Origin of the sequence: Enterobacter wuhouensis (genome assembly GCF_035835995.1) — a bacterium.
In the GTDB taxonomy this organism is placed as follows: Bacteria; Pseudomonadota; Gammaproteobacteria; order Enterobacterales; family Enterobacteriaceae; genus Enterobacter; species Enterobacter wuhouensis.
The window spans coordinates 566,781-579,962 of the sequence record NZ_CP142124.1; the positions used below are offsets into that span (position 1 = coordinate 566,781).

General features: G+C 57.0%; 13 protein-coding genes. 9 read left to right on the top strand and 4 right to left on the bottom strand.

All coding sequences use genetic code 11. The annotated features are described in order from the left end of the window. A complete protein-coding gene (locus tag VPX56_RS02760) occupies positions 1–345 on the top strand; it encodes a gamma-glutamylcyclotransferase family protein (protein WP_131634158.1) in 345 nt (114 codons plus the stop codon). Between the two features lie 124 nt (positions 346–469). Here VPX56_RS02760 and ppa read toward each other — a convergent pair whose 3' ends face one another. Then, positions 470–1,000 carry an inorganic diphosphatase gene (gene ppa / locus VPX56_RS02765; protein ID WP_010427397.1) on the bottom strand — a complete coding sequence of 177 codons (531 nt, stop codon included), beginning with the start codon at positions 998–1,000 and terminating at the stop codon, positions 470–472. A gap of 309 nt (positions 1,001–1,309) precedes the next feature. Here ppa and ytfQ point away from each other — a divergent pair, with 309 nt between their 5' ends. The 5 genes from ytfQ (at position 1,310) to VPX56_RS02790 (ending at position 7,589) form a co-directional block, all read left to right on the top strand. Continuing rightward, positions 1,310–2,266, top strand: a complete 957-nt coding sequence (gene ytfQ / locus VPX56_RS02770) for a galactofuranose ABC transporter substrate-binding protein YtfQ (RefSeq protein ID WP_326469719.1) — start codon at positions 1,310–1,312, stop codon at positions 2,264–2,266. A 131-nt stretch (positions 2,267–2,397) separates the two neighbouring features. Further along, on the top strand, positions 2,398–3,900 hold the full coding sequence (ytfR, locus tag VPX56_RS02775; protein ID WP_326469721.1) for a galactofuranose ABC transporter, ATP-binding protein YtfR: 1,503 nt from the start codon (positions 2,398–2,400) through the stop codon (positions 3,898–3,900). Positions 3,901–3,910: 10 nt separating this feature from the next. Beyond that, positions 3,911–4,936 carry a galactofuranose ABC transporter, ATP-binding protein YtfT gene (ytfT, locus tag VPX56_RS02780; RefSeq protein WP_165500711.1) on the top strand — a complete coding sequence of 342 codons (1,026 nt, stop codon included), beginning with the start codon at positions 3,911–3,913 and terminating at the stop codon, positions 4,934–4,936. Next, on the top strand, positions 4,923–5,924 hold the full coding sequence (gene yjfF, locus VPX56_RS02785; protein WP_326469724.1) for a galactofuranose ABC transporter, permease protein YjfF: 1,002 nt from the start codon (positions 4,923–4,925) through the stop codon (positions 5,922–5,924). The genes ytfT and yjfF overlap by 14 nt, the downstream gene beginning before the upstream one ends. A gap of 93 nt (positions 5,925–6,017) precedes the next feature. Next, positions 6,018–7,589, top strand: coding sequence for a methyl-accepting chemotaxis protein (locus VPX56_RS02790; RefSeq protein ID WP_131634154.1), 1,572 nt, complete (start codon positions 6,018–6,020; stop codon positions 7,587–7,589). Here VPX56_RS02790 and VPX56_RS02795 read toward each other — a convergent pair. Together VPX56_RS02795 and fbp are read right to left on the bottom strand one after the other, a co-directional pair. Continuing rightward, the gene (locus tag VPX56_RS02795) at positions 7,561–7,917 is read right to left on the bottom strand and encodes a helix-turn-helix domain-containing protein (RefSeq protein WP_326471943.1); all 357 of its coding nucleotides are present in this window, start codon (positions 7,915–7,917) and stop codon (positions 7,561–7,563) included. The genes VPX56_RS02790 and VPX56_RS02795 overlap by 29 nt on opposite strands. Positions 7,918–8,068: 151 nt before the next feature. Next, positions 8,069–9,067: a class 1 fructose-bisphosphatase gene (gene fbp, locus VPX56_RS02800; RefSeq protein WP_131634153.1), complete on the bottom strand. Its 999-nt coding sequence runs from the start codon at positions 9,065–9,067 to the stop codon at positions 8,069–8,071. 198 nt (positions 9,068–9,265) lie between these two features. On the opposite strand from fbp, the gene mpl reads away from it, so the two are divergent. Continuing rightward, a complete protein-coding gene (gene mpl / locus VPX56_RS02805; RefSeq protein ID WP_326469726.1) occupies positions 9,266–10,645 on the top strand; it encodes a UDP-N-acetylmuramate:L-alanyl-gamma-D-glutamyl-meso-diaminopimelate ligase in 1,380 nt (459 codons plus the stop codon). Between the two features lie 104 nt (positions 10,646–10,749). On the opposite strand, the gene yjgA is transcribed toward mpl, so the two are convergent. After that, positions 10,750–11,301 (bottom strand): ribosome biogenesis factor YjgA, encoded by a 552-nt coding sequence (gene yjgA, locus VPX56_RS02810; RefSeq protein WP_131634150.1) that lies wholly within the window; start codon positions 11,299–11,301, stop codon positions 10,750–10,752. A 95-nt stretch (positions 11,302–11,396) separates the two neighbouring features. Between yjgA and pmbA the strand changes: the two genes are divergently transcribed. Both pmbA and cybC read left to right on the top strand, forming a co-directional pair. Continuing rightward, positions 11,397–12,749: a metalloprotease PmbA gene (gene pmbA / locus VPX56_RS02815; RefSeq protein ID WP_326469728.1), complete on the top strand. Its 1,353-nt coding sequence runs from the start codon at positions 11,397–11,399 to the stop codon at positions 12,747–12,749. A gap of 38 nt (positions 12,750–12,787) precedes the next feature. Next, a complete protein-coding gene (cybC, locus tag VPX56_RS02820) occupies positions 12,788–13,174 on the top strand; it encodes a cytochrome b562 (protein WP_131634148.1) in 387 nt (128 codons plus the stop codon). Positions 13,175–13,182: the final 8 nt, after the last annotated feature.

The window sequence follows — 13,182 nt, forward strand, 5'->3', positions numbered from 1 at the left end:
ATGCGAATATTTGTTTACGGCAGTTTACGAACCAAGCAGGGCAACAGTCACTGGATGACCAATGCCTTGCTGCTGGGGAATTACAATATCGATAACTACCAGTTGTACAGTCTGGGCCACTATCCAGGCGCGGTTCCGGGGGAAGGAACGGTACAGGGTGAGGTTTATCGTATTGATAATGCTACGCTTGCCGAACTTGATGCCTTGCGCACCAGGGGCGGTGAATACGCACGCCAGTTGATCCAGACGCCGTACGGAAGTGCGTGGATGTACGTGTACCAGCGTCCGGTCGATGGGTTAACGCGGATTGAAAGCGGTAACTGGTTAGACAGAGACCAGTACTGATAAAAACAACGCCACCGAAAGGTGGCGTTGTTTTTTTGCGCCTCTTGCAGGCTGGCGCTGCGCGAAACTCTCCAGCCACAAAAAAGCCCCGACTCGCGGGGCTTTTTTGGATCGGCAGTCAGAATTACTTCTTAGCCGCGCGCTCGAAGGACGCGATGATTTCTGCTTTCGCAGCTTCAGCGTTGTCCCAGCCGTCAACCTTAACCCACTTGCCTTTTTCGAGGTCTTTGTAGTGCTCGAAGAAGTGAGTGATCTGCGCTTTCAGCAGCTCTGGCAGGTCGTTCACATCTTTGATGTGATCGTACTCTTTGCTCAGCTTGGTGTGCGGTACCGCAACCAGCTTCGCATCTTCACCGGATTCGTCGGTCATTTTCAGCACGCCAACCGGACGGCAGCGAATGACGGAGCCTGGCTCCAGCGGGTATGGCGTTGGGACCAGCACGTCAACCGGGTCACCGTCCAGAGACAGGGTGTGGTTGATGTAGCCGTAGTTGCACGGATAGAACATCGCGGTAGACATGAAACGGTCTACGAACAGGGCGCCGCTCTCTTTGTCCACTTCGTATTTGATAGGATCTGCGTTAGCCGGGATTTCGATAACAACGTAGATGTCTTCTGGCAGTTCTTTACCCGCAGGGACGTTGAGTAAGCTCATGTCTGTGTCCTTTAAAATGGATGGTAAACAAGTGGCAGGTATTATAGCCAACTGGCGCTGAATGTCTCCGCCTGTTTTTGCCCTCTCGCCTCGTTTGTCTCACTTTTCAGACCGTTTCCATGGCAGGAAAATCCATAAACTCAGCTGCATTTTAAATGCTGAAATGAAAGCGATTACAAACTTGTGATTAACGTTTCATTCACTTTTCTGAAGTGTGATGTAACGCAATTCGTTACATATATCATTGGCTATAGTCATTTCGCAGAACACCTTTTAACCAACGATAAACACCCCTACGAGGACGTTCATATGTGGAAGCGCTTACTTCTTGTCACAGCAGTTTCGGCAGCCATGTCGTCTATGGCGATGGCCGCACCCTTAACCGTAGGATTCTCGCAGGTCGGATCTGAATCCGGCTGGCGCGCGGCGGAAACCAACTTTGCGAAAAGCGAGGCCGAGAAACGCGGTATCACGCTGAAAATTGCTGATGGTCAGCAAAAACAAGAGAACCAAATCAAGGCGGTACGATCCTTTATTGCCCAGGGCGTGGACGCCATCTTCATTGCGCCGGTCGTGGCAACGGGCTGGGAACCGGTGCTGAAGGAAGCGAAAGACGCAGAAATTCCGGTCTTCCTGCTCGATCGTTCCATCGATGTGAAAGACAAATCTCTCTATATGACCACCGTCACCGCCAACAACGTGCTTGAAGGCAAGCTGATTGGCGACTGGCTGATAAAACAGGTCGACGGCAAGCCGTGTAACGTCGTTGAGCTTCAGGGCACCGTCGGCGCGAGCGTGGCGATTGACCGTAAGAAAGGCTTCGCTGAGGCTATCGGCAAAGCGCCAAACATCAAGATTATCCGCTCCCAGTCCGGCGATTTTACGCGCAGCAAGGGCAAAGAGGTCATGGAAAGCTTTATCAAGGCTGAAAACAACGGCAAGAACATCTGCATGGTTTACGCCCACAACGACGACATGGCGATCGGGGCCATTCAGGCCATTAAGGAAGCGGGCCTGAAGCCGGGCAAAGATATCCTCACCGGCTCTATCGACGGCGTGCCTGACATCTACAAAGCGATGATCGACGGCGAAGCCAACGCCAGCGTCGAGTTGACGCCGAACATGGCCGGCCCGGCATTCGACGCGCTGGAAAAATTCAAGAAAGACGGCACGATGCCTGAGAAGGTGACGGTCACCAAGTCCACGCTCTACCTGCCGGATACGGCGAAAGAAGAGTTAGAGAAGAAGAAAAATATGGGCTACTAAGTTCCTCACCCCTCACCCTTTTCCCTCTCCCCAGAGGGGAGAGGGAAAAGGGCAGGTTGGGCAGAAAATTAAAGATTGGCACGATCTCTCCCCTCTCCCCTCCGGGGAGAGGGTCAGGGTGAGGGGGAACCATGACTACAGCACAACACCAGGAAATCCTCCGCACAGAGGGCTTGAGTAAATTCTTCCCCGGCGTGAAGGCGCTGGATAACGTTGATTTCAGCCTGCGGCGCGGCGAGATTATGGCGCTGCTGGGCGAGAACGGTGCGGGTAAATCGACGCTGATCAAAGCCCTGACCGGCGTGTATCACGCGGATCGCGGCACCATCTGGCTGGAAGGCAACGCTATTTCGCCAAAAAATACCGCCCACGCCCAGCTGCTGGGGATCGGGACGGTGTACCAGGAAGTGAACCTGCTGCCGAACATGTCGGTGGCGGACAACCTGTTTATTGGCCGTGAGCCACGCCGTTTTGGCCTGCTGCGCCGCAAAGAGATGGAGGCGCGGGCGACAAAACTGATGGAATCGTACGGCTTCTCCCTCGACGTCCGCGAGCCGCTGAACCGCTTTTCCGTGGCGATGCAGCAGATCGTCGCCATTTGCCGCGCCATCGATCTCTCGGCCAAAGTGCTGATCCTCGACGAACCCACCGCCAGCCTCGATACCCAGGAAGTGGAAATGCTCTTTACCCTGATGCGTCATCTGCGCGATCGGGGCGTAAGCCTGATCTTTGTCACCCACTTCCTCGATCAGGTGTATGAGGTGAGCGATCGCATCACGGTGCTCCGCAACGGCAGCTTTGTCGGCTGCCGCGAAACCCGCGAGCTGCCGCAGATTGAGCTGGTCAAAATGATGCTGGGCCGCGAGCTGGAAACCAACGCGCTTCAGCGCGCAGGCCGCACGCTGCTGAGCGATAAACCGGTCGCCGCGTTCAGCGATTACGGCAAAAAAGGCGTGATCTCGCCGTTCAGCCTGGAGGTCCGTCCCGGTGAGATCGTCGGGCTGGCGGGCCTGCTGGGCTCGGGTCGCACCGAAACCGCCGAGGTGATCTTCGGGATCAAGCCTGCCGACAGCGGCAGCGCGCTGATCAAGGGCAAACCGCAAACCCTGCGGTCGCCGCATCAGGCGTCCTGTCTGGGCGTCGGCTTCTGCCCGGAAGACCGGAAAACCGACGGCATTATTGCTGCCGCCTCGGTGCGGGAAAATATCATTCTGGCGCTGCAGGCGCAGCGCGGCTGGCTGCGCCCGATACCCCGCAAAGAGCAGAACGCCATTGCCGAGCGCTTTATCCGCCAGCTGGGCATCCGCACGCCGAGCGCGGAACAGCCCATCGAGTTTCTCTCAGGCGGTAACCAGCAGAAGGTGCTGCTGTCGCGCTGGCTGCTGACCAAACCGCAGTTCCTGATCCTCGACGAGCCCACGCGCGGCATTGACGTGGGGGCGCACGCCGAAATTATTCGACTGATCGAGACGCTCTGTGCGGACGGGCTGGCGCTGCTGGTGATCTCGTCCGAGCTGGAAGAGCTGGTGGGCTATGCCGATCGCGTCATCATCATGCGCGATCGCAAACAGGTGGCAGAGATCCCGCTGGATAAGCTGTCCGTTCCGGCAATCATGAATGCCATCGCGGCGTAAGGAGTTAATCGTGATGCCCCGTTCCCTTTCGCAAACCGGCGAGTCAAAGCGCCGCTTCAGCTGGCCGACCGGCACGCCGCAAATCGCTGCGCTGCTGCTGGTGCTGCTGGTGGATAGCCTGGTCTCGCCGCATTTCTTCCAGATCATCATTCAGGATGGCCGCCTGTTCGGCAGCCCGATAGACATTTTAAACCGCGCTGCCCCCGTGGCGCTGCTGGCGATTGGCATGACGCTGGTGATTGCCACCGGCGGGATTGACCTCTCCGTTGGCGCGGTGATGGCCATTGCTGGCGCTACCGCCGCTTCGATGACCGTGGCCGGACATAGCCTGCCTGTCGTGCTGCTGGCCGCGCTGGGGTCAGGCGTACTGGCCGGGCTGTGGAACGGCATTCTGGTGGCGGTTCTCAAAATTCAGCCCTTTGTCGCCACGCTGATACTGATGGTGGCCGGACGCGGCGTGGCGCAGCTCATTACCTCCGGGCAGATCGTCACCTTTAACTCTCCGAGCCTGGCGTGGATCGGCAGCGGTAATTTTCTCTTCTTCCCGACGCCGGTGATCGTTGCGCTGGTGACGCTGCTGGCGTTCTGGCTTGTTACCCGCAAAACGGCGCTCGGCATGTTTATTGAAGCGGTGGGGATTAACATTCGCGCCGCGCGCAACGCCGGGGTGAATACCCGGCTGATGGTGATGCTGACCTACGTGCTGAGCGGCGTCTGCGCTGCGATTGCCGGGGTTATTGTCGCCGCGGATATTCGCGGCGCCGATGCCAACAACGCCGGACTTTGGCTGGAGCTGGATGCCATTCTGGCGGTGGTCATTGGCGGTGCATCGCTGATGGGGGGCCGCTTTAACCTGCTGCTCTCCGTAGTGGGGGCGCTGATTATTCAGGGGATGAACACCGGCATTCTGCTCTCTGGCTTCCAGCCGGAGCTTAACCAGGTGGTGAAAGCGGTGGTCGTGCTCTGCGTGCTGATCGTTCAGTCGCCGCGCTTTGTCAGCATCATTAAGGGGATCCGTGGCCATGATAAAACGTAACTTACCGCTGATGATCACGCTGGGCGTGTTCGTGCTGGGCTACCTGTATTGCCTTACGCAGTTCCCCGGCTTTGCCTCCACGCGCGTGATTTGCAACATCCTGACCGATAACGCGTTTCTGGGCATCATCGCCGTCGGGATGACCTTTGTGATCCTCTCCGGCGGAATCGATCTCTCCGTTGGCTCGGTGATCGCGTTTACGGGCGTATTTCTCGCGAAGGCGATTGGCTTCTGGGGCATCTCGCCGCTGGTGGCATTCCCGCTGGTGCTGGTCATGGGCTGCGCGTTTGGTGCCTTTATGGGGCTACTGATCGACGCGCTGAAAATTCCGGCCTTTATCATCACCCTGGCGGGCATGTTTTTCCTGCGCGGCGTGAGCTATCTGGTGTCGGAGGAGTCGATTCCGATTAACCATCCGATCTACGACACGCTCTCAAGCCTGGCGTGGAAAATTCCCGGCGGCGGTCGCCTGAGCGCGATGGGGCTGCTGATGCTGGGCGTGGTGGTGATTGGGATCTTCCTGGCGCACCGCACCCGGTTTGGCAATCAGGTCTACGCCATTGGCGGTAGCGCCACCTCGGCCAACCTGATGGGCATTTCCACCCGCAGCACCACCATCCGCATCTACATGCTCTCGACCGGTCTGGCGACGCTGGCGGGGATCGTCTTCTCGGTGTATACCCAGGCCGGTTACGCGCTGGCGGGCGTGGGGGTGGAGCTGGACGCGATTGCCTCCGTCGTGATTGGCGGCACGCTGCTCAGCGGGGGCGTGGGAACGGTGCTGGGCACGCTGTTCGGCGTAGCGATCCAGGGGCTGATTCAGACCTACATTAACTTCGACGGCACGCTCAGCTCGTGGTGGACAAAGATCGCCATCGGCGTTCTGCTGTTTATCTTTATCGCCCTGCAGCGCGGCCTGACGGTGCTCTGGGAGAACCGCCAAAGCTCGCCTGTTACGCGCGTGAGCACGTCAGCAACAAAGCTATAACACTATGAATTTGCTTAAAGACTAAACATTTTCCGGTAGCAGCCGATACTCTTCTTTTACGCCAAGAAATATCTCGCTACCGGAAATAACATCATGCTTAAAACGCTATCGATTCGTACCGGCTTGCTCTCTTTACTGGCCGTTATGACCCTTCTGCTGCTGATTGTCAGCGGCATCGGCATTTATGCCCTCACGCAGAGTTCCAGCTCGCTCCAGCGCATCAACCACCTTCAGGGTGAGCAGATGGTGCAGCTTAACTCTGGCTATACGCTGATCCTGCGCGCGCGCAATGAGGCGGGCCAGGCCGTCAGGATGATGGAAATCGGTCTGCTGGACGATGCATCCAAATCGGTAAAAAACATCAATCAGGAAGTCGCGTTGGCTCAGAAAACGCTGAAGGGCGTGATCGACGGCGGCGTGGCTGACGAGCAGGGACAAAAGCTGCTGGATAACGTGGCGAAGAGTCTGGCGGCGTATAACCAGCAGGGGATCAACCCGATGCTGAAAGCGCTTAACGACCAGAGCGCCGACGGTTATTACGATCTGCTGGAGAATACGCTGATCCCGGTAGCGAAGCAGTTTGACAACGACATGCAGGCGTTCCAGGCGTGGAGCGAAGCGCGCGGGAAAGCGGAAGTTAGCGCGGTGCAGGCGAGCAAAACGCGGGTGCTGATCCTGATCGTCGTGGCGGCGCTGCTGACGGCGGGGATTATCGTCCTGGCCTGGCTGGTGCTGCGTCACATGCTCCTCAAGCCGCTCTCGGCATCGATTTCCCAGCTTGAGCACGTGGCATCAGGCGATTTAACCCACACGCTGAACGCCCCGGCCAGCCAGGAATTTAACCGCCTGAACGCGGCCATTGAAGAGATGCGCCAGTCGCTGATGGGCTCGGTTTTGCGCGTGCGCGATGCCAGCTCGCAAATTGATGTCGGCAGCCGCGAGCTGACGGCGGGGAACATGCACCTTGCCCAACGCACGGAATCCAACGCGACGTCGCTGGAGCAGACGGCAGCCAGCATGGAAGAGATTACCGCCACGGTGAAGCTCAATGCCGATAACGCGGAGCAAGCGCACCAGATGGCGAAATCGGTGTCAGATACTGCCGACCACGGCAGCGAAATGGTCTGCTACGTGATTGAGAAAATGCGCGATATCTCAGGCAGCTCGGCGCGTATCGCCGACATCCTGAGCGTGATTGACGGCATTGCGTTCCAGACCAATATTCTGGCGCTTAACGCCTCCGTGGAAGCGGCGCGCGCGGGCGAGCAGGGGCGCGGTTTTGCCGTTGTGGCGGGTGAAGTACGTAACCTGGCCAGCCGCAGCGCCGATGCCGCAAAAGAGATCCGTTCGCTTATTAGCGATTCGCAAACCCACGTGAATGAGGGCAGCGAGCTGGCGCAGCAGGCTGGCGAAACGATGGACGAAATTGCAACGGAAGTGATGCGTATGACCAGGCTGATGCGCGAAATTGCGACCGCGTCCCAGGAGCAGAGCCGCGGTATTGAGCAGGTGAATATTGCGGTGAACCAGATGGATGAAACCGCGCAGCAAAACGCGGCGCTGGTTCAGCAATCTTCCGCCGCGACGCGCTCGCTGGAAGAGCAGTCGCGGGAGCTGATGGAAGCCATGTCATCATTTAAGCTGACGGTTCAGACTGCGGGATAAATATCTCCGGCCCTGGTACAGGCTGTGCCAGGGTTTTATTTTTCCCTGAATTCGCTTCACGCATATTATCGTGAATATTACCGATTAATATTTCCAGAGAACGGGTGAGCGCTAAAGCTTTCTCGGTCGGTTCAAGAAATAAACCTTTACGGAAAAACAGCGGCTCATCAAACAGCTGATTAAACCGCTTTAACGCCAGGCTCACCGCCGGGCGAGACATCTCCAGGCGTACCGACGCCTTCGCCATGCTGCCGCAGCGGACCACTTCAATAAAAACAGGAATAAGATTTAAATCAATGCCGGTATTGGCACGAGAATAATTATTTATCACGACGTGATGCTCCATGAAATAACGGTCAAACTGTTATGGAAATAATGCAGGAGCAGTGATGAATGTTAAAGCGCGTTTTTTATAAACACTTATACGGTAAAATATATAAATGAGTTGGGGAGCCGAAGTGGCTCCCCTGAAAGGTGCGTTACGCGTCCGGATACTCGCGGATCAGACGTTCAACATCTTCAACCATATGGTCGTTGCCCACGAAGAACGAACGACGCTGGTGCAGGCTTTCCGGCACGATGTCCAGGATACGCTCTTTACCGTCGCTCGCCTTGCCGCCCGCCTGCTCGGCCAGGAACGCCATTGGGTTGCATTCATACAGCAGACGCAGCTTACCGTCCGGGTGGCTGGCGGTGCTTGGGTAGAGGTAAATGCCGCCCTTCAGCAGGTTGCGGTGGAAGTCAGCAACCAGAGAGCCGATGTAGCGCGAGGTGTACGGGCGCTGCGTGGCTTTATCTTCTTCCTGGCAGAATTTGATGTACTTCTTCACGCCGTTCGGGAAGCGGATGTAGTTACCTTCGTTAATGGAGTAAGTGTTGCCCTTCTGCGGGAAGCGCATACGTTCCTGGCTCAGGCAGAAAACGCCCAGCGACGGATCGTAGGTAAAGGCGTGAACGCCGCAGCCGGTCGTGTAGACCAGCATGGTGGAGGAACCATACACCACATAGCCCGCCGCAACCTGCTTGCTGCCCGGCTGGAGGAAATCTTCTTCCGTCACCGGTGTGCCAACCGGCGTGACGCGACGGTAGATGGAGAAAATGGTACCGACAGAGACGTTAACGTCGATATTGGAGGAGCCGTCGAGAGGGTCCATCAGAACAACGTATTTTGCGTGTTCGCACCCTTCGAAAACGACGATTTCATCTTCTTCTTCCGAGGCGATACCCGCAACGATGTCGCGCGCGCGCAGTGCAGCTTTCAGTTTTTCATTTGCGAACAGGTCGAGCTTCTGTTGAACCTCGCCCTGAACGTTCTCGGCACCGCTGGCACCCAGGATATCGACCAGTCCGGCCTTGTTGATATCGCGGTGGATGATCTTAGCGCCCAGCTTTATTGCCGACAGCAAAGCAGTGAGTTCACCGGTAGCATGAGAGAACTCGTGCTGCTTTTCGACAATAAATTCACCTAACGTTTTCATAACACTTTCCCTGCATCTTATGTGAGTAGAGCGATCGTATGTTCACTAAAACGACTAAAGCCCAACAATCTTAACAAACATTCAAATATTAGCGCAGAGGTGAATCGCGCCAGCAGGATACGGAATTTCCTGAAATGCGTTTTACTGCCGCTGACATGTGAGTAAAATGTGCGCCACATTGAAGAAGGATAGTGACGTATGCGCATTCATATATTGGGGATTTGTGGCACTTTCATGGGCGGGCTGGCAATGCTGGCGCGTTCTCTTGGCCATGAGGTGACAGGTTCGGACGCCAATGTGTATCCGCCGATGAGCACGCTTCTGGAGAAGCAGGGTATCTCTCTTATTCAGGGATACGATGCCAGCCAGCTTGATCCACAGCCGGATCTGGTGATTATCGGTAACGCCATGACCCGCGGTAATCCGTGCGTTGAAGCGGTGCTGGAACGTAATATTCCGTTCATGTCTGGCCCCCAGTGGCTGCATGATTTCGTCCTGCGCGACCGCTGGGTTGTTGCCGTAGCCGGCACGCACGGCAAAACCACCACTGCCGGGATGGCAACCTGGATCCTCGAAGCCTGCGGCTACAAGCCGGGCTTTGTGATCGGCGGCGTCCCGGGGAATTTCGACGTTTCTGCACGCCTGGGCGATAGCCCGTTCTTCGTGATCGAAGCCGACGAGTACGACTGCGCGTTCTTCGACAAACGCTCCAAGTTCGTCCATTACTGCCCGCGCACGCTGATCCTCAACAATCTTGAGTTCGATCATGCGGATATCTTTGACGACCTGAAAGCCATCCAGAAACAGTTCCACCACCTGGTCCGCATCGTGCCGGGTCAGGGCCGCATCATCCTGCCGGAGAATGACATCAACCTGAAGCAGACGATGGCGATGGGCTGCTGGAGCGAGCAGGAGCTGGTGGGCGAGCAGGGCCACTGGCAGGCGAAAAAACTCAACGCGGATGCCTCCGAGTGGGAAGTGCTGCTCGACGGCGAGAAAGTGGGTGAGGTGAAGTGGGGCCTGGTGGGCGAGCACAACATGCACAACGGCCTGATGGCGATTGCCGCCGCGCGTCACGTGGGCGTGCTGCCTGCGGATGCGGCCAATGCGCTGGGCTCGTTCATTAACGCCCGTCGTCGCCTGGAGCTGCGCGGTGAAGCCCACGGCGTTACCGTGTATGACGATTTCGCGCACCACCCAACGGCTATTCTGGCCACGCTTGCCGCCCTGCGCGGTAAAGTGGGCGGCACTGCGCGCATTCTTGCGGTGCTGGAGCCGCGATCTAACACCATGAAAATGGGCATCTGCAAAGACGATCTCGCGCCGTCGTTAGGACGTGCCGACGAGGTCTTCCTGCTGCAGCCGCAGCATATTCCGTGGCAGGTGGCGGAAGTCGCCGACGCCTGCATTCAGCCTGCGTACTGGAGTGCGGACGTGGATGTCTTAGCGGATATGGTGGTGAAAGCCGCACAGCCTGGCGACCACATTCTGGTGATGAGCAACGGCGGGTTCGGTGGCATCCATCAGAAGCTGCTGGACGGTCTGGCGAAGAAAGCGGAAGCGGCCGCCGCAGAGTAAAAAAAAGCCCGGTGGCGCTTGCGCTTACCGGGCCTACTTTCCCGTGTTTTCTCCCTCGCCCCTCTGGGGAGAGGGCCGGGGTGAGGGGAACAGGCGGTTCGATATTACTCTTCGTTCTCAGACAGCTCGCGCAGATACTGGAAAATCAGGCGCGCGGACTTCGGCGGCTTATTCCCTTCTTTCTCTTTCTTCGCGTTGCGGATCAATGAACGCAGCTGCTGGCGGTCGGCATCCGGCCACAGGTTCAGCACTTCAGGTACGGCATCATCGCCTTCTTCAATCAGACGATCGCGGATCTGCTCAAGCTTATGGAAAAACGCAACCTGCTGGTTGTGGCGGTTTTTCAGCTTGTCCAGCGCCTGGCGGATCGGATCAACGTCGCGCTGACGCAGCATTTTCCCGATGAGCTGAAGCTGGCGACGACGGCCTTCTTTTTTGATTTTCTGTGCCAGTTCAATGGCATCACGCAGATCCTGGTCGAGCGGGATCTTGTCCAGCGCGTTTTTACCCAGTTCTACCATTTCTGCGCCAAGCTGTTTTAACTCTTCGGCGTCACGTTTAATTTCACTTTTACTGACCCAGATGATCTCATCATCTTCGTCTTCGATGTCATCACCGGGAACGTCGTCGAGCCAGTCTTCGGGCTGCTTAGTCATGTCAGGCTCCTTAAAAAAAGAGGCTAATGTTACCAGTTAAGACGCGCACTGAAAAACGGTTCTCTGTTAGACTTCAGTTAACTCTCTCTTACAGTATGGCATTTGCGATGAAAGTAACCTCACAAGTTGAAGCGCAGCGTAAGATTCTGGAAGAAGCCGTCTCCACCGCGCTGATGCTTGCTTCAGAAAAATCAGATGGCGCCGAAGTGGCGGTCAGCAAAACCACCGGCATCAGCGTGAGCACCCGCTATGGTGAAGTGGAGAACGTAGAATTCAACAGCGATGGCGCGCTTGGGATCACGGTGTATCACCAGAATCGCAAAGGCAGCGCGTCATCCACCGATCTCAGCCCGGATGCCATTGCCCGTACGGTGCAGGCGGCGCTGGATATCGCCCGTTACACCTCCCCGGACCCTTACGCGGGCGTAGCGGATAAAGATCTGCTGGCCTTCGATGCCCCGGATCTCGATCTTTTCCACCCGGCGGAAGTGACGCCGGATGAAGCCATTGAACTCGCCGCGCGCGCCGAGCAGGCTTCCCTGCAGGCCGATAAGCGCATCACCAATACCGAAGGCGGCAGCTTTAACAGCCACTACGGCATCAAAGTCTTCGGCAACAGCCACGGCATGCTGCAGGGCTACTGCTCAACGCGCCACTCGCTCTCCAGCTGCGTGATCGCCGAAGAGAACGGCGACATGGAGCGTGACTACGCGTACACCATTGGGCGCGCGCTGGGGGATTTGCAGTCTCCTGAGTGGGTGGGTAAAGAGTGCGCCGAGCGCACGCTGTCCCGCCTGTCGCCGCGCAAACTCTCCACCATGAAGGCCCCGGTCATTTTTGCCAACGAAGTGGCGACCGGCCTGTTTGGCCATCTGGTCGGCGCGATTGCGGGCGGCTCGGTGTACCGTAAATCGACCTTCCTGCTCGACTCGCTGGGCAAGCAGATCTTGCCGGAATGGCTGACCATTGAAGAGCATCCGCACCTGCTGAAAGGGCTGGCCTCCACGCCGTTCGACAGCGAAGGCGTGCGCACCGAACGTCGCGATATCATCAAAGACGGTATTCTGACCCAGTGGCTGCTGACCAACTACTCTGCGCGCAAGCTGGGGCTGAAAAGCACCGGACACGCGGGCGGCATTCACAACTGGCGCATTGAAGGGCAGGGCCTGAACTTCGAGCAGATGCTGAAAGAGATGGGCACCGGCCTGGTCGTCACGGAACTGATGGGCCAAGGCGTAAGCGGCATCACGGGCGACTACTCGCGCGGTGCGGCGGGCTTCTGGGTAGAAAACGGCGAAATTCAGTATCCGGTGAGCGAAATCACCATCGCTGGCAACCTGAAGGACATGTGGCGCAACATCGTTACGGTCGGTAACGATATTGAAACACGTAGCAATATACAGTGTGGTTCTGTGTTACTTCCGGAGATGAAAATCGCCGGACAATAGATTTAGCGTTTTGTTAATAATAAAAAAGGAAGTGAGCAATGCGTAAACACCTGTTAGCGATCGTCGCAGCTTCAACGCTGGTTCTTGGCTCGTCTGCGTTTGCCGCCGATCTTGAAGACAACATGGACATCCTCAGTGAAAACCTGAAGGTAGTGCAAAAAACCGACAATGCGGCGGAGATGAAAGACGCATTGACGAAGATGCGTGAAGCGGCGCTGGACGCGCAAAAAGCGACCCCGCCGAAGCTGGAAAGCAAAGCGGCAGACAGCGCCGAGATGAAGGACTATCGCCACGGCTTTGACGTGCTGGTTGGCCAGATCGACGGCGCGCTGAAGCTGGCTAACGAAGGCAAAGTGAAGGAAGCCCAGGCAGCAGCCGACCAGTTCGTGGCTACGCGCAACACCTACCACAAAAAATATCGTTAATTGGGTGC